Genomic DNA, 15,281 nt, shown 5'->3' on the forward strand with positions numbered 1-15,281 from the left:
GCCGGCCGCCGTTCAGCATCTCTTCGTCACCGCCCACCGCGCCCGCTTGTCCTCTTCGCGCGCGGCCTGAACCGCCCCGGGCCCTGTTGGGGGCTGTCGGTGACGAGCCACCCGGACCGTGTCCGTCCACCCCTCACAAGGGGAGCGTGCTCCACGTCCGGGCCGATCCTTCGCGGCGGGATGCTGACACCGCTGCGCAGACCGGGAGACCGAGTCTGGCGGTCTCAGCGTTCCGCGTCGACGGATTATTCCCGCGGCGGGCGGACGACGTCAGGAGGCGGGGTCGTCCTTCATGCGGACCTCGAGCTGCACGACGGTGCCCGGCTCGACCGTGCCGGTCTCGGGCGTCTGCGTCACGACGAGCCACTGGGTCGGGTCGTCGATCGTGCGGCCCTGGCCCGTGATGTCGGTGGCCTCGACCTTGAGGCCGCGTCCCTCGAGCGTGTCCTGCGCGGTGACCAGCAGCAGGTTCGTCTGCGAGATCACGGTGACCTCGTCCGAGGCCGCGGTCGTGGACGCCGAGGCGCTCGGTGCGTCGGTGGTCGTCTCGTCCGAGCTCGAGTCGTTCGAGCAGCCCGCCAGGAGCGCGGCGGCCGCGAGCGCGGCGACGACGCTCACGCGGAGACGGGTGGCCGAACGGCCGGTACGTGCGATGGACAGGTTCATCGAGATGCCCTCCTCGGGCTGTGTATGTCGTTGTCGCGCCGACCTCAGGGCGCGACGAAAGACCGACCCGAAGGTCGGCGCGGGGTCACGGAGGGCGCAGCGATGGCGCAGCTCTGCGCTTGTCGGGGGGGCCCGGCGATCACCTCGCACAGTGCCCGAGGCCGCGGCAGACGACACCGCCGACCCTCGTGACCAGGGTACGCCCGGGAGCGTAGGCCCTGGCCACCTGTTTTCCGGGCCACCGGGCGCTACCGGGACGGGTCGCCCGTACCGGGCGCGGGGAGCCTCGGCTCAGGCCGACCGGGCGACCTTGGCGGACTTCCCGCCGGCTGCGGCGGGGCTGCTGGCGGGACCCGCGGGATCGCCGAGCTCGCCGACGAGCGCGTCGTAGATCGGCGAGGCGTCGAGCGCCGACTGCGCGTCGCCCGACGGGACGGGCGGGTGCGGGAGGTCGGGACGGCTCATGGAGGTTCTCCTGGTGAAGGTGGTGCGGTTGCCGACACATCCTGCGGGACGTGCGGACCGTTCGCCACACCGGACGCGCTGTCGCGACCTGTGCACGAGCACCTCGGCGGGTGCGGACCGGGCGTAGCGTGACGCACGCCCGGCGCTCCCCTGCCCCCCTTGCGGAGCGTCGGGCGCCCCGTCCCGACCGCTCCGGTACCGGGGCGCGCTGACCCCCTCCTGGCTGCGCCCACGAGACCGGACCGCGCGGTCCTCCGATCGCCCTGACCGGCGGGGACGCGACGCACGACGGGCGCCGCAACCTGCAGGATCATCGGCCTCGAGAGCCCTGCGGGGCACGTGCCCCGGCGTGCCACCCGCTGTGCTCGACGACGCCGCGGCGGCGGCGCTCACGGGCGACCGCTCGGTCCCGGGGACGCCCCTGCGGACCTCGATCCCGAGGACCGGTCGCGACGGACGAGGCACCGACGCGGGACCGGCCCGCGCCAGCGGCGAGACGCGCCGCGACCGCGCTGCCGGTTGTGGGGATTCTCACTCCGACCGATCGCGCGCGAGGTGAAGCTAGGCCCCGTCGGGGTCCGTGCGTCCCGGGCGGGTGTGCCACAGCCACCAGACGCCCAGGAAGGGCAGCACGAGCGGCACGTACCCGTACCCGGCGCCGAACCCCGACCAGACCGTCTCGTCCGGGAAGTCGCCCGTGTCGAGGAGCGACAGCGCACCGACCGTGAGCACCCCGACGAGCTCGACGCCGACAGCAGCCCACGCGATGCGACGCGCGCGACGGCTGCCCCGGGCGAGCGCGAACGTCGCGAGCACGTAGACGACGGCCGAGAGCGCGGACAGGAGGTACGCGACGGGCGCCTCGTCGAGCTTGGTCGCGATCTGGAAGGCGGCCCGGGCCGTCGCCGCGAGCGCGAACACCCCGTAGACCGCGACGAGTGCGCGCCCCGGCCCGGAGGACGTGCTCGTCGACGGGGCCCGCACGGGTTCGTCCTGCTCGGTCAACCGGATCCTCATCTCAGCTCCCCCAGATCTGCAGCAGGCGGTACTCGAGGAACACGACGGTGACGCCCGCGACGAGCAGCACCACCGAGCTCCAGCGGGTCCGTTCGGCGAAGGCCCACGCTGCCGCGAACGGCAGGATCATGAGCTGCACCACGACGTACCCCCACAGGGTGATCGGTTCGGCGACCGACGCGCCGCCCAGCACCAGCACGAGCGCGACGACCGCCTGCACGAGCATCAGGCCCTCGACGACGGCGCCACCCCACAGCTGGCGCAGGATCACAGCGCGGTCGCGGACCACGAACCACGCGGCCCATCCGGCGAGGAGCGTCGCGGTGCCGATGACGAGGAGCGAGAGGGGGCCGACCACGATGACCCACCGTACCGGCGCCGACGCCCGGCACGTCCTCGGACGGCCGGTTGTGTGCGGGCTAACATCGTCCCGTGCCCACCGTGACCCTGACTTCCAAGAGCCCCGCCCAACTCTCCGCCGACGCTCTGGTCGTCGCCGTCGCCCAGAGCGACGCCGGACCCCAGCTGCTCGACGCCGACTGGCTCCCGTCCGAGGTACGCACCGAGCTGATCTCGGTCGCGTCCACGCTCGGGGTCACGGGCGCCGTCGACGAGGTCCGCAAGCTGCCCACGGCCGGGCGCATCGCGGCCAAGGTGCTCGTGCTGACCGGCGTGGGCCCTGCGACCGCTCCCGATGCCGAGACGCTGCGCCGCGCCGCAGGTGCCGCGACGCGCGAGCTCGCCGGCACGCAGTCGGTCGCGCTCGCGCTGCCGGCCGAGGACGTCGCCCACCTGACGGCTGTCGCCGAGGGTGCGCTGCTGGGCGCCTACTCCTACACGCGCTACCGCGACGCCGAGGCGTCCGCGAAGGCCGCACCCGTCGCGTCGGTCGAGATCGTCACCCCGCTGGTGCGGGACAAGGCCGCGAAGGCCGCCGTCGCGCGCGCCGAGGTCGTCGCCGCGGCCGTGCACGCCACCCGGGACCTGGTCAACGCCGCCCCGAACGACCTCTATCCCGCGGCGTTCGCCGACCTGGCCAAGGCCGCGGTCAAGGACGCGGGTCGCGGCAGCGCTGTCAAGATCACGGTGCTCGACGACAAGGCGCTGATCGCGGGCGGCTACGGCGGGCTCACGGGCGTCGGTCAGGGCTCGGCCCGCGGCCCGCGTCTGGTCAAGGTCGCCTACAGCCCGAGCCGCCCGGTGGCGAAGGTCGCGCTCGTCGGCAAGGGCATCACGTTCGACTCGGGCGGCATCTCGATCAAGCCCGCCGCGGGCATGGACGCGATGAAGTCCGACATGGCCGGCGCCGCCGCCGTGCTGCACACGGTGCTCGCCGCCGCGCAGCTCGAGCTGCCCGTCGCTGTCACCGGCTGGCTCTGCCTCGCCGAGAACATGCCGTCCGGGACCGCTCAGCGCCCCTCGGACGTCATCACGATCCGCGGCGGCAAGACCGTCGAGGTCCTCAACACCGACGCCGAGGGCCGCCTGGTCATGGCCGACGGCCTGGTGGCGGCCGTCGAGGAGAAGCCCGACGTCGTGCTCGACATCGCGACGCTCACGGGCGCGCAGATGGTGGCGCTCGGCACGCGCGTGTCCGCGGTCATGGGCTCGGACGACGTGCGGGGCGAGGTCGTCACGGCGGCCGAGGGCGCCGGCGAGCTGTTCTGGCCCATGCCGCTCCCCGCAGACCTGCGTGCCGGCATGAAGTCGAAGGTCGCGGACATCGCGAACATCGGCGACCGCTTCGGCGGGATGCTCAGCGCAGGTCTTTTCCTGCAGGAGTTCGTCGGTTCGACGCCGTGGGCCCACCTGGACATCGCCGGCCCGTCGTTCAACGAGAAGGGTGCGCACGGCTACACGCCCGTGGGCGGCACCGGCGTGGGTGTCCGCACGCTCCTCGCCCTGATCGAGGCCCGGGCCGGCGCCCGGTAGCCCTCGCCAGATCCGTGACGCAGCACGGCCCGGTCGGTCCGCCCGACCGGGCCGTGCTGCGTCCGGCCTCAGGCCTGCCGGCGCTGCCGTTCGATGCGCTGCCGCGAGTTCCAGTCCCGCATGCGCTGCGGGTAGCCGGTGCGCTGCACGTCGTAGACGGGGATCGCCAACGACCGGGCGATCGAGTAGGCGGTCTTCGCGTCGGGGACGCGGCGCCGGGTCCACTCGCCGTCGGTCGCGATGAGCATCATCGTCGTCTGCGTCACGTTCGTCACGGGCTCGACGTAGGCCTCGACGCCCACACGGGTCGCGACGAAGTCCGTGAGGTGCGCGAGCGTCGCACGCTCGCGCTCGCGGCCCGAATCGGGCGCGGCGTCACCGGCTGCCTGAGCACCCGAGCGAGGACGGCGCCACCGTGAGAACAGACCCATGCAGGTGAGAGTACCGATCGTGCCCGGGCATTCCCTGGGAACCGGGTGGTCGTCCTGCTGTCCGATTCCTGATGGCGACGCGGATGAGAAGAGCCTCCGGGCCCCCGAAGACATGGGATGAATGTTCGCAGAGTCACAGCCGAGAACGGCCCTACGGGTTCGATCCCGTGGCGGCGTGGTGACAAGATGGGCGCCGAACACAAACGTGAACACACGTCTGCACTGAGGAGTTGCACGTGGCCGACACCACCGGTACCGCTTTCGACATCGTCGTCCTGGGCGGAGGGAGCGGCGGCTACGCGGCCGCGCTCCGAGGTGCCCAGCTCGGCAAGAGCGTGGCACTGATCGAGGGCGGCAAGGTCGGCGGGACCTGCCTGCACAACGGGTGCATCCCGACCAAGGCCCTGCTGCACGCCGCCGAGATCGCCGACAACGCCCGCGACGGTGCCCACTTCGGTGTCCACACCGAGCTCAAGGGCATCGACATGGCGGGCGTCAACGAGTACAAGGACTCGGTCGTCTCCCGCCTGTACAAGGGGCTGCAGGGACTCATCAAGTCCCGCAAGATCACGGTGATCGAGGGCTACGGCAAGCTCGTGGGCCCCGACACGATCGAGGTCAACGGCGAGCGCATCACGGGCGACAACATCGTCCTGGGCACCGGCTCGTACGCCCGTTCGCTGCCCGGCCTCGAGATCGGCGGCCGGGTCATCACGTCCGACCAGGCCCTCCAGCTCGACTGGGTGCCGCGCTCGGCGATCATCCTCGGCGGCGGCGTGATCGGCTCCGAGTTCGCCAGCGTGTGGCGCTCGTTCGGTGCCGACGTGACCATCATCGAGGCGCTCCCCCACCTGGTCCCCAACGAGGACGAGGCGCTGTCCAAGGCCTTCGAGCGCGCGTTCCGCAAGCGCGGCATCGGCTTCAACCTGGGTGTCCGCTTCCAGGGCGTCACGCAGGACGACAGCGGCGTGCACGTCACGCTCGAGGACGGCAAGACGTTCGACGCCGACCTGCTGCTCGTCGCCGTGGGTCGCGGCCCCAACACCTCCGGCCTGGGCTACGAGGAGCAGGGCCTGCGGATGGACCGTGGCTTCGTCCTCACCGACGAGCGCCTGCACACGGGCGTCGCGAACATCTACGCGGTCGGCGACATCGTCCCCGGCCTGCAGCTCGCGCACCGCGGCTTCGCGCAGGGCATCTTCGTCGCCGAGCAGATCGCGGGGCTCAACCCCCAGCCGATCGTCGAGTCGGGCATCCCCCGCGTCACGTACTCCGACCCCGAGGTCGCCTCGGTCGGCCTCACCGAGGCCAAGGCCAAGGAGATCCACGGCGCCGACGCGATCGAGACGCTCGAGTACAACCTGGGCGGCAACGGCAAGAGCCAGATCCTCGCGACCACGGGCTTCGTCAAGCTCGTGCGTCAGAAGGACGGCCCCGTCGTCGGCGTCCACATGATCGGCGCGCGCGTCGGCGAGCTCATCGGGGAGGGTCAGCTCATCGTCAACTGGGAGGCCTACCCCGAGGACGTCGCCGCGCTCGTCCACGCGCACCCCACGCAGAACGAGGCTCTCGGAGAGGCGCACCTCGCGCTCGCCGGCAAGCCGCTGCACGCCCACAACTGACCACCACGATCAAAGGAGACACGAGCGGTCATGTCTGACAACGTGCAGCTCCCCGCCCTCGGCGAGTCCGTCACCGAGGGAACCGTCACCCGCTGGCTCAAGAACGTCGGCGACACCGTCGAGCTCGACGAGCCCTTGGTCGAGATCTCGACCGACAAGGTCGACACCGAGATCCCCTCGCCCTTCGCGGGCGTGCTCGAGCAGATCCTCGTCCAGGAGGACGAGTCGGTCGAGGTCGGCGCCACGCTGGCCGTGATCGGCTCGGGCGACGGCGCAGCCCCGGCTGCCGCCGCCCCCGCCGAGGCTGCCCCGGAGGCCGCACCGGCCCCCGCCGCCGCCCCGGCGCCTGCCGCCGCCCCGGAGGAGGCTCCGGCTCCCGAGCCGGCAGCCGCCGCCGCACCCGCTCCGGCCGCCGGCGCGTCCGACGGCCAGGAGGTCACCCTCCCCGCGCTCGGCGAGTCCGTCACCGAGGGCACCGTCACCCGCTGGCTCAAGGCCGTCGGCGACAGCGTCGCGGTCGACGAGCCGCTGCTCGAGATCTCGACCGACAAGGTCGACACCGAGATCCCGTCGCCCGTCGCGGGCACGCTCCAGGAGATCAGGGTCCAGGAGGACGAGACCGCCGAGGTCGGCGCCGTCCTGGCCGTGATCGGCTCGGGCGCCGCTGCGGCTCCCGCAGCACCTGCTGCCGCCGCACCGGCACCGGAGCAGGCCGCGCCTGCCGCGGAGCCGGCCCCGGTCGCCGCTCCCGTGCCTGCCCCCGTCGCGGCTCCGGCCACGCCGGCACCGGCAGCCGCCCCGGCTCCCGCCGCCGCGTCGGGCACGTACCTCACCCCGCTCGTCCGCAAGCTCGCGGCCGACAAGGGCGTGGACGTCGCTTCGCTCACGGGTACCGGCGTGGGCGGTCGCATCCGCAAGGAGGACGTCCTCGAGGCTGCTGCCCAGGCCGAGGCCGCCGCCAAGGCCGCCGCTGCCCCGGCACCCGCCGCAGCTCCGGCTGCGTCGAAGCCCTCCGCTGCCGTCGAGGTCTCGCCGCTGCGCGGCACCACCGAGAAGGCCAGCCGGCTGCGCCAGATCATCGCCGAGCGCATGGTCGACGCGCTGCACAGCCAGGCGCAGCTCACCACGGTCGTCGAGGTCGACGTGACGAAGGTCGCGCGGCTCCGGGCCAAGGCGAAGAACGACTTCAAGGCACGCGAGGGCGTCAACCTCACGTTCCTGCCGTTCTTCGTGCTCGCCGCGGTCGAGGCGCTCAAGGCGCACCCCAAGGTCAACGGGGTGCTCGAGGGCAACCAGATCACGTACCACGGCCAGGAGAACGTCGGCATCGCGGTCGACACCGAGCGCGGGCTGCTCGTGCCGGTGATCCGTGACGCGGGCGACCTCAACCTCGCGGGGATCTCCCGCAAGATCGCCGACCTGGCCACGCGGACGCGTGACAACAAGGTCAAGCCCGACGAGCTGAGCGGTGCCACGTTCACGGTGACGAACACCGGTTCGGGCGGCGCGCTGTTCGACACGCCGATCGTCCCGAGCGGCACGTCCGCGATCCTGGGCACCGGCACGATCGTCAAGCGCCCGGTCGTCACGACCGACGCGGACGGCGCCGAGGTCATCGCGATCCGGTCGATGTGCTACCTGTCCCTGTCGTACGACCACCGTCTGGTCGACGGCGCGGACGCGTCGCGCTACCTCATGGCGGTCAAGCGCCGCATCGAGGAAGGTGCGTTCGAGGCTCAGATCGGCCTCTGACACCTGCTCCACCGCTGCTCCCGGTTCCAGGCCACCGCCTGGACCCGGGAGCAGCGTCATGTCCGGCGCACCCCGGCTCCCGCTCCGTAGGGTGGGGTCATGGAGATCGTCGTCGCAGGGTCGCGCGGCCTCATCGGGACCCCCCTCGTGGCCGAGCTGCAGGACCGCGGGCACCGGGTGCGTCGGCTCGTGCGCCGGGCCGCCCGCTCGTCCGACGAGATCTCGTGGGACCCGGACGCCGGGCACCTCGACGGCCATGACCTCGTGGGCACCGACGCGGTGATCAACCTCGCGGGCGTCAACGTCGCCGGCGGACCGCTCACGGCGGCCCGCAAGCGCGCTGTGCTCCTCTCACGCACCCGCACCACGTCCCTGCTGTCGCAGACCATCGCGACGCTCGACCCGCGCCCGTCGGTGCTGCTCCAGGCCTCGGGCATCGGTGCCTACGGCGAGCGGGGCGCCGACCTGCTCGACGAGTCGCAACCGCTCGGGGAAACGTTCTTCGCGGGCGTGGTGCGCCGGTGGGAGGCCTCGACCGCCGCCGCCGAGGCCGCGGGCATCCGCGTGGCGCACCTGCGCTCGGGCATCGTGCTCGCCCCGCACGGCGGGGCGGCCGGGCGCATGCTGCCGCTCCTGCGCGCCGGGATCGGAGGTCCGCTCGGCAGCGGCGAGCAGTTCTGGAGCTGGATCACGCTGCCCGACGAGGTGCGCGCGATCACCCACCTGCTCGACGCACCCGTGCACGGACCGGTGAACCTGGTCGCGACGGCCGCCACGAACGCCGAGATCACCCGGGCACTGGCCGACGCCCTGCACCGCCCGGCAGCGCTGCGGGTGCCCGCCTGGGCGCTGCGGCTCGTGCTCGGCGACTTCTCCCAGGAGGTGCTGGGATCGGTGCGGGCCGTCCCGCAGGCGCTCACCGCGAGCGGCTTCACGCACCTGCACCCGGACATCGCCTCGGCCGCGCCCTACGTCACGGGTCGGGACTGACGACGTCGACCACGCGCCACCCTGCCGACGTGCCCCGCAGCACGAGCACGACGGTGGTGGGTGGACCGTCGGGCACGACCTCCTGGACGATGCCGTCGGCCCCGACCCGGCTGTGCTCGGACAGCGCCGACGTGACGGCGACCCGGGCCTCGACCGGGACGGGGCGCTGCCGGGTCCCGGTCGACGTGGCCACGGCGAACGCGGTGCCCCCCGTGACGACCCGGTCCGCGTCCTGGACGTCGACCCGCAGGCCCGCGATGCGCAGCCCGGCCTCCGCGAGCCCGGCGAGCAGCCGGACGTCGGCCTCGTACGCCGCGGACCCGACCACCTCGACCTCAGCCAGCGCGGTGACGTCCCCCGCGACGACGGCGTCGATGCGCGCGGTGGTCAGCGCGACCGCCGCGGCCACCGGGTCCGGTGCCGTGGGCTCAGCCGTGGGCGCGCGGGTGGCCCCGTCGGGCGGCGCGGCCGGAGCGGTCGCCGGCGTCGCGGAGGCGGTCGCCGGCGTCGCGGTCGTGCCGGGATCGCCCTGCTCCCCCGCGGCCGCCGTCGCCGTGGGGCCCGGCCGGGTCGCGAGCACCACGACGAGCGCGGCGCACACCCCCACCGCGCCGACCGCGACCACCCCGCGGAGGACCGGGCCCTGCCACCGCCTGCGCAACCGGTGCCGGCTCGCTCGGCGCCCGCGCACCGCTCCGGCGGCCGGCCGTGTCGTCGAGGCGGTCCTGGGGCGCCCTGCGAGCCGGGCCAGCTCGGTGCGGGCCAGCACCGACACGTCGGGCAGCACGATGGGTGCCGCCTGGTCGACGTCGAAGCAGGCGTCGCCGAGCGCGCGCGCCCCGGGCCGCTCGTCCGCCGCGACGTCGGTCACCTCGGACAGCACGGCACGCAGGTGGGACAGCTCGGGGCTCGGCATGCCCGGCGGCTGGGCGGGCGGCAGCTGCGCGAGGACGACCCGGGCCAGCGCGTAGACGTCCGCCGCGGGACCGGGCTCGTCGCCGCGCTCGACCTCGGGGGCGGCGAAGCCGGGCGTGCCGGGCGAGTCGTGCACGCTCCCGTGCAGGTCGACGAGCACGGGACGCCCGTCGGGGCGGACCACGACGTTCGCGGGCGACACGTCGCCGTGCACGAGGCCCGCGGTGTGCAGCGCGTCGAGCGCGTCGGCGAGGGGCACCGCGAGCGTCACGGCCTCGCCCGACGTCAGCGGGCCCCGCGCCTCGCGCACGACGTCGAGCGTGGGACCGGGGACGTGCTCGACGAGCATCGCGCACGTGCGGCCGTCGACCGGTACGGCGTCGACGACCCGCGCCAGGTGCTCGTGGCGGACGTCGAGGAGCCGGGCGAGCCGGGCCTGGCGCCGGGGGTCGCCGGCGAGGTCCACGACGCGGACGACGACGCGCCGCGCGGGGTCGTCGAGGGACGTCGCCGACCACGCGGGACCACCACCGCCGCGCCCGACGGGCCCGACGACGCGGTAGCCGGCCGTGAGCAGCGCGGCGACGACCGCGGGCGGGACCCGCTCGGCCGGGGCAGGGAAGGTGGGCGAGGTGCGCATGCGCCCATCGAACCGTCCGGCCGGAGGCCGCAGCGGTTGTCCACAGGACGAGGGGCGACGGACCGGGCTCCGGCCGCCCGCCCCCGCGGTTCAGGCGGTCGTGGCCGCACCGATCGGCACGACGCGGCCCTCGCGCGCCGACACCCGTGCGGCGTCGAGCACAGCGGCGGTGCGGACGGCGTCCCACGGATCCACGGGCGGTGGTGCGCCGTCCTCGAGCCAGTGCACGACTGCGCGGTAGAAGTCGCGGTGCCCGCCCGGCGCGCGCGGCACCGCGACGAGCTCGTCGCCGCGCACGAGCCACCCCTCGGTCTCGGGTCCGTGCCCTCGACCGGGGCGCTGCTCGTCGAGCGCGGCGAACGGGGTGGCCTCGCCCTCGAAGCTCGTCACGAGGAACGCGCCCCTGTCGCCCAGCACGCGGGTGCGCGGACCGGGCGCGCCCGCGAGGCCGCTCGCCTGGAGGTGGCTGATGACGCCCGGGGCACCGCCGGCGTGCTGGTGGGTCAGCGCCAGGAAGACGTCGTCCTCGGTGGGGGTCGTGATGGCCCGGAGCTCGGCGTAGACGCTGGTCACGGGCCCGAACAGGTGGACGGCGGAGTCCACGAGGTGCGCGCCGAGGTCGAGCAGCAGCCCACCGCCGAGCAGGTCGTTCTCTTTCCACCGCTGCTGCGGCTCGGGGCGCCACCGCTCCCACCGCCGCTCGAAGCGGTGCACGGTGCCGAGCTCCCCCGAGTCGATCACCGCTCGCAGCGTGAGCTGCTCCGGGTCCCAGCGCCGGTTCTGGAAGACCGTGAGCCGCCCGCCCGAGCGCTCGGCCGCTCGGGCGAGCCGACGGGCCGCGTCGCTGGTCGTCGCGAGCGGCTTGTCGACCACGACGGGCAGCCCGGCGTCGAGCACCGCCTGGGCCTGGTCGGCGTGCTCGGCGGTGGGGCTGGCGATCACGACGACGTCGAGCTCGGGAGCCCGGTCGAGCAGCGCCGCGAGCGTCGGCACCACGGCCACGCCGGGCCAGTCGGCCCGCGCAGCGGCGGACCGCTCAGGGCTCCTGCTCACCACGACCGTGACCTTCTGGTGGGCCTCCCGCAGGAGTCTGGCGTGGATCTTCCGGCCGGCTGCCCCGTACCCGACCAGCCCGACCCGCATCGGCTCGCTCATGACCACCACACTAGGTGGCGCCGCCAGCCCCCAGGCGGCGCCACCCAGGTCAGTGGGTCTCGGCCACGTGCGTCCCGCGCGACCCGTGCGCCGTGGAGTCGAGGGCTGCGAGCGCAGCCTCCTCGGTGTCGCGCCGCCCCAGCGTGCTGGGCCACCAGGTGACGCGGCCCAGGTCGTGCACCAGGGCCGGCACGAGCAGGCTCCGGACGATGAGCGTGTCGACCAGGACACCGAAGGCCACGATGAACGCGAGCTGGGCGAGGAACAGCAGCGGCAGGATCGCCAGCGCACTGAAGGTCGCCGCGAGCACGACTCCCGCCGACGTGATGACCCCGCCGGTGACCGCGAGCCCGCGCAGCACCCCCGTGCGCGTCCCGAAGTGGGTCGCCTCCTCCCGGACCCGGGTCATGAGGAAGATCGAGTAGTCGACCCCCAGCGCGACGAGGAAGACGAACGCGTACAGCGGGACCGTCGGGTCGGCCCCGGGGAAGTCGAGCACGTGGTTGAACACCACTGCCGACACCCCGAGCGCCGCACCGAACGACAGGACGTTCGCGAGCACCAGGACCAGCGGGATCACGAAGGCGCGCAGCAGCAGGACCAGGATCACCAGGATCACCGCCAGCACGGTGGGCACGATGACCTTGAGGTCGTGCGCGCCCGCCACCTGGGTGTCGAGGGTCTGGGCGGCGGCACCGCCGACGAGCGCGTCGGGCTCGACCTCGTGCACCGCCTCGCGCACCTGCCGGACGATCTCGACGGCTTCCTGCGTGTCGGACGCCTCGGTGGTGACCACGTCGAGGCGCACGTCGCCGTCCACGACGAGGGGCGGGGACGCCTGGCCACCGCCGCCGCCCACCGGGGCACCGGCGCCGGCAGCGGTGACGGGCGTGACGTCCTCGACCCCATCGACGGACCGGGCGGCCTCGGTCACGGCGTCGATCGAGGCTTCGGGGGCGATCACGATGACGGGCTGGACGGCCCCGGCCGGGAAGTGCGCGGCGAGGACCTCCTCGCCGGTCACGGCGTCGACGGACGTGAGGAAGACGTCGGACTGGCTCGTGCCGTCGGCCTTGAGCGTGGGCAGGAACGCGGCGCCCCCGGCGAGCAGGATCGCGGTGATGATCCACACGGGGCGCGCGTGCGCGCCGACGAACCGGGCGAGCCTGCCCCACACGCCCGTGAGCACCTCGTCGGTGGGGCGCTGCTCGGGCTTCACCGCGTGGGCACCGGCTGCCTCGAAGCGGGGCTTGCGCGGCCAGAACAGACCGCGCGAGCGGCTGCCGAGCACGAGCAGGAGGGCCGGCAGCAGCGTGAGCGTCGCCACGAAGGCCGAGGCGATGCCGATGGCGCCCACCGGCCCGAGGCTCCGGTTCGAGCCGAGGTCGGAGAGCAGCAGGCACAGCAGGCCCGCGATCACGGTGCCTGCGCTGGCCGCGATGGGCTCGATCGAGCCGCGCACCGCGCGCTTCATCGCGGTGTAGGTGCTCGGGACCTGGCGCAGCTCCTCGCGGTAGCGGCTGACGAGCAGCAGCGAGTAGTCGACGGCGGCGCCGATCACGAGGATCGACAAGATGCCCTGCGCCTGGCCGTTGAGCGTGAGCACGCCGTCTGCCGCGAGGTGGTAGACGACCAGCGCCGCGCCGCACAGCGCGAAGACGGCCGAGAGGATCACCACGAACGGGAGGAACGGCGAGCGGTAGACGAGCACCAGGATGACGAGCACGGCGCCGAGCGCGACGAGCAGGAGCACCCCGTCGATGCCGCCGAACGCGTTGACCAGGTCGGCGACGAAACCGGCGGGGCCGGTCACCCAGGCCTTGAGGCCCAGGGTCCCGGCGGAGTCGGCGGTCGCGCCCAGCTCGTCAGCGAGCGCGGTCCGCAGCGCCGACACGACGGCGCCCGTGACGGACTCGTCGTCGGCGAGCGGCTCCTCGGTCGCGGCCGTGTCGAGCGAGAGCGGCACGAGCAGCGCCTTGCCGTCCTCGGAAGGAACGACGACGCCCTGCCCGACGGTCACGTCGCCGATCGTGGCCGGGTCCCCGGCGGCCGGGTCGGCCCCGGGGATCGCCAGGTCCGGCACCCCGGCGACGAAGTCCTGGACCGCGCTCAGCTGGGCCGGGGTGACGGCCGAGCCGCCCTCGGGCTCGAGCACCACGAGCACAGGTAGGGTCTCGGTGTCGACGAATCCTGCGCCTGCATCGGCGGCGCGGGTCGACTCCGCGGAGGACGGCAGGAATGCCGCCTGGTCATTGGTCTGGACCTGTGAGAGTCGCCCCTGCGCCATCCCCCCGAAGGCCCCCACGCCCAGCCATGCAGCGAGCACGACGACGATGGTCAGAGCGCGGAGGACCGCACCGCCTGTTTTACTCAGCATGCTGAGCACTATGCGGGTCGAGGTCGCCGCGCGCAAGCGCTGTCCAGCGAGGAAGGAGGTCGACCGTGGCCGACGAACGCACGACGAACGGACATGAGCGGCCCGAGACCGCCAGGCCCTGGGACGAGCTCGCCTCGTCGGCCGTGGCCGACTGGCCGCTGGGACGCCTGCTCTCGACCGCGTCCCGACGGGTCGAGCGGGAGTGGAACGCCCACCTCGCCGCGTGGGAGCTCAACCACGCGAGCCTGCCCGTCCTGGTCCAGCTCATGCGCAGGCCGCACTCCCAGCGTGAGCTCGCCGACGCGTGCGGCGTCACCGAGCAGACCATGAGCCGTGTCCTGGCCCGGATGGAACGCACCGGCTACGTCACGCGCGCGCCCCACCGCGGCGACAAGCGGCGTCACGTGATCGCCGTGACCGACGCGGGTCGCGCCGTCGCGGTCCAGGCAGCCGACCCGGCCGCGCCCGAGGAGATGACCACCCGCGGCCTGACGCCCGAGCAGGTCGACCAGCTGCGCGCCCTGCTCGCGATCGTGGCGACCGCGCGGCCGGCAGAGCAGCAGCCCGGGGACGAGGGCTAGCCTGACGTCCATGCAGTTCGTCGAGCTCGACCTGGGTGTGCGCCTCCTCCCCTACCAGCCGACGTGGGACCTGCAGCGTGAGGTGCACGCGCAGGTCAGCGCGGGCGAGCGTGAGGACACGGTGCTGCTGTGCGAGCACGAGGACGTCTACACCGCCGGGCGCCGCACCGCGTCGTGGGACCGGCCCGTCGACGGGACGCCCGTGGTCGACGTCGACCGGGGCGGACGCATCACCTGGCACGGCCCGGGCCAGCTCGTCGGGTACCCCGTGGTCCGGCTCGCGACCCCGGTGGACGTGGTCCGCTACGTCCGGACGCTCGAGGAGGCCCTCATCCGCACCTGCGCCGACCTGGACCTCGAGGCCGTCCGCGTCGAGGGCCGCAGCGGGGTGTGGTTCGCGGCCGACGGCCCGGGGCGCACGACGGGTCGGCGCCGCGAGCGCAAGGTCGCCGCGATCGGGGTGCGCGTCGCACGCGGCGTCACGATGCACGGGTTCGCCCTCAACTGCGAGCCCGACCTCGACGCGTTCTCTCGCATCGTCCCGTGCGGGATCCCCGACGCCGACGTCACGTCGCTCACCGCCGAGACGGGGCGGCGCGTGACGATCTCCGAGGTGCTGCCGCTCGTGCGCCGGCACCTCGGCGACGTGCTGCCCCCCGTCCTCGCCGCCGCGTCCTCGCCCCAGGTCGTCACGACGCCCTGACCTGGACGGGCCGCAGGTGACCGCGCCGGGCGGCC

General features: G+C 73.9%; 14 protein-coding genes. 6 read left to right on the plus strand and 8 right to left on the minus strand.

Going from position 1 to position 15,281, the window contains the following annotated elements; genetic code table 11:
* Positions 1-270 precede the first annotated feature (270 nt).
* The 4 genes from ACGIF2_RS02785 to ACGIF2_RS02800 all read right to left on the minus strand — a co-directional run bounded on the left by ACGIF2_RS02785 (position 271) and on the right by ACGIF2_RS02800 (position 2,506).
* Entirely contained in the window at positions 271-666 is a 396-nt protein-coding gene (locus ACGIF2_RS02785) for a hypothetical protein (protein WP_396043216.1), read from the minus strand.
* Positions 667-957: 291 nt separating this feature from the next.
* Complete coding sequence (locus ACGIF2_RS02790) at positions 958-1,131, minus strand: hypothetical protein (RefSeq protein WP_396043218.1); 174 nt, start codon at positions 1,129-1,131, stop codon at positions 958-960.
* A 561-nt stretch (positions 1,132-1,692) separates the two neighbouring features.
* Positions 1,693-2,148 carry a hypothetical protein gene (locus ACGIF2_RS02795; RefSeq protein ID WP_396043220.1) on the minus strand — a complete coding sequence of 152 codons (456 nt, stop codon included), beginning with the start codon at positions 2,146-2,148 and terminating at the stop codon, positions 1,693-1,695.
* A gap of 1 nt (position 2,149) precedes the next feature.
* Complete coding sequence (locus ACGIF2_RS02800; protein ID WP_396043222.1) at positions 2,150-2,506, minus strand: hypothetical protein; 357 nt, start codon at positions 2,504-2,506, stop codon at positions 2,150-2,152.
* Between the two features lie 74 nt (positions 2,507-2,580).
* Between ACGIF2_RS02800 and ACGIF2_RS02805 the strand changes: the two genes are divergently transcribed.
* Complete coding sequence (locus ACGIF2_RS02805) at positions 2,581-4,080, plus strand: leucyl aminopeptidase (protein ID WP_396043224.1); 1,500 nt, start codon at positions 2,581-2,583, stop codon at positions 4,078-4,080.
* A gap of 68 nt (positions 4,081-4,148) precedes the next feature.
* Here the strand turns inward: ACGIF2_RS02805 and ACGIF2_RS02810 are convergent, their stop codons facing one another.
* Positions 4,149-4,511, minus strand: coding sequence for an oxidoreductase (locus tag ACGIF2_RS02810; RefSeq protein ID WP_396043226.1), 363 nt, complete (start codon positions 4,509-4,511; stop codon positions 4,149-4,151).
* Between the two features lie 236 nt (positions 4,512-4,747).
* Between ACGIF2_RS02810 and lpdA the strand changes: the two genes are divergently transcribed.
* The 3 genes from lpdA (at position 4,748) to ACGIF2_RS02825 (ending at position 8,875) form a co-directional block, all read left to right on the plus strand.
* Positions 4,748-6,133 (plus strand): dihydrolipoyl dehydrogenase, encoded by a 1,386-nt coding sequence (gene lpdA / locus ACGIF2_RS02815; RefSeq protein WP_396043228.1) that lies wholly within the window; start codon positions 4,748-4,750, stop codon positions 6,131-6,133.
* 30 nt (positions 6,134-6,163) lie between these two features.
* Positions 6,164-7,885 carry a 2-oxoglutarate dehydrogenase, E2 component, dihydrolipoamide succinyltransferase gene (sucB, locus tag ACGIF2_RS02820; RefSeq protein ID WP_396043230.1) on the plus strand — a complete coding sequence of 574 codons (1,722 nt, stop codon included), beginning with the start codon at positions 6,164-6,166 and terminating at the stop codon, positions 7,883-7,885.
* A gap of 99 nt (positions 7,886-7,984) precedes the next feature.
* Entirely contained in the window at positions 7,985-8,875 is an 891-nt protein-coding gene (locus tag ACGIF2_RS02825; RefSeq protein ID WP_396043232.1) for a TIGR01777 family oxidoreductase, read from the plus strand.
* Here ACGIF2_RS02825 and ACGIF2_RS02830 read toward each other — a convergent pair.
* The 3 genes from ACGIF2_RS02830 to ACGIF2_RS02840 form a co-directional block, all read right to left on the minus strand.
* Complete coding sequence (locus ACGIF2_RS02830) at positions 8,859-10,430, minus strand: serine/threonine-protein kinase (RefSeq protein WP_396043234.1); 1,572 nt, start codon at positions 10,428-10,430, stop codon at positions 8,859-8,861. The two genes, ACGIF2_RS02825 and ACGIF2_RS02830, sit on opposite strands and share 17 nt — an antisense overlap.
* A 90-nt stretch (positions 10,431-10,520) precedes the next feature.
* Complete coding sequence (locus ACGIF2_RS02835) at positions 10,521-11,585, minus strand: Gfo/Idh/MocA family protein (protein WP_396043236.1); 1,065 nt, start codon at positions 11,583-11,585, stop codon at positions 10,521-10,523.
* A gap of 49 nt (positions 11,586-11,634) precedes the next feature.
* On the minus strand, positions 11,635-13,962 hold the full coding sequence (locus ACGIF2_RS02840) for an MMPL family transporter (RefSeq protein ID WP_396043360.1): 2,328 nt from the start codon (positions 13,960-13,962) through the stop codon (positions 11,635-11,637).
* 65 nt (positions 13,963-14,027) lie between these two features.
* On the opposite strand from ACGIF2_RS02840, the gene ACGIF2_RS02845 reads away from it, so the two are divergent.
* Both ACGIF2_RS02845 and lipB read left to right on the plus strand, forming a co-directional pair.
* Entirely contained in the window at positions 14,028-14,543 is a 516-nt protein-coding gene (locus tag ACGIF2_RS02845) for a MarR family winged helix-turn-helix transcriptional regulator (RefSeq protein WP_396043239.1), read from the plus strand.
* 10 nt (positions 14,544-14,553) lie between these two features.
* Entirely contained in the window at positions 14,554-15,246 is a 693-nt protein-coding gene (gene lipB / locus ACGIF2_RS02850) for a lipoyl(octanoyl) transferase LipB (protein WP_396043241.1), read from the plus strand.
* Positions 15,247-15,281: the final 35 nt, after the last annotated feature.

It is taken from the genome of Cellulomonas sp. P22 (genome assembly GCF_044392165.1).

Bases quoted from the DNA above. Each gene is read 5' to 3' on its own strand.
- ACGIF2_RS02785 (WP_396043216.1), bottom strand. From the start codon at position 666: ATGAACCTGTCCATCGCACGTACCGGCCGTTCGGCCACCCGTCTCCGC.
- ACGIF2_RS02790 (WP_396043218.1), bottom strand. From the start codon at position 1,131: ATGAGCCGTCCCGACCTCCCGCACCCGCCCGTCCCGTCGGGCGACGCG.
- ACGIF2_RS02795 (WP_396043220.1), bottom strand. From the start codon at position 2,148: ATGAGGATCCGGTTGACCGAGCAGGACGAACCCGTGCGGGCCCCGTCG.
- ACGIF2_RS02810 (WP_396043226.1), bottom strand. From the start codon at position 4,511: ATGGGTCTGTTCTCACGGTGGCGCCGTCCTCGCTCGGGTGCTCAGGCA.
- sucB (WP_396043230.1), top strand. From the start codon at position 6,164: ATGTCTGACAACGTGCAGCTCCCCGCCCTCGGCGAGTCCGTCACCGAG.
- ACGIF2_RS02825 (WP_396043232.1), top strand. From the start codon at position 7,985: ATGGAGATCGTCGTCGCAGGGTCGCGCGGCCTCATCGGGACCCCCCTC.
- ACGIF2_RS02830 (WP_396043234.1), bottom strand. From the start codon at position 10,430: ATGCGCACCTCGCCCACCTTCCCTGCCCCGGCCGAGCGGGTCCCGCCC.
- ACGIF2_RS02835 (WP_396043236.1), bottom strand. From the start codon at position 11,585: ATGAGCGAGCCGATGCGGGTCGGGCTGGTCGGGTACGGGGCAGCCGGC.
- ACGIF2_RS02840 (WP_396043360.1), bottom strand. From the start codon at position 13,962: ATGCTGAGTAAAACAGGCGGTGCGGTCCTCCGCGCTCTGACCATCGTC.
- lipB (WP_396043241.1), top strand. From the start codon at position 14,554: ATGCAGTTCGTCGAGCTCGACCTGGGTGTGCGCCTCCTCCCCTACCAG.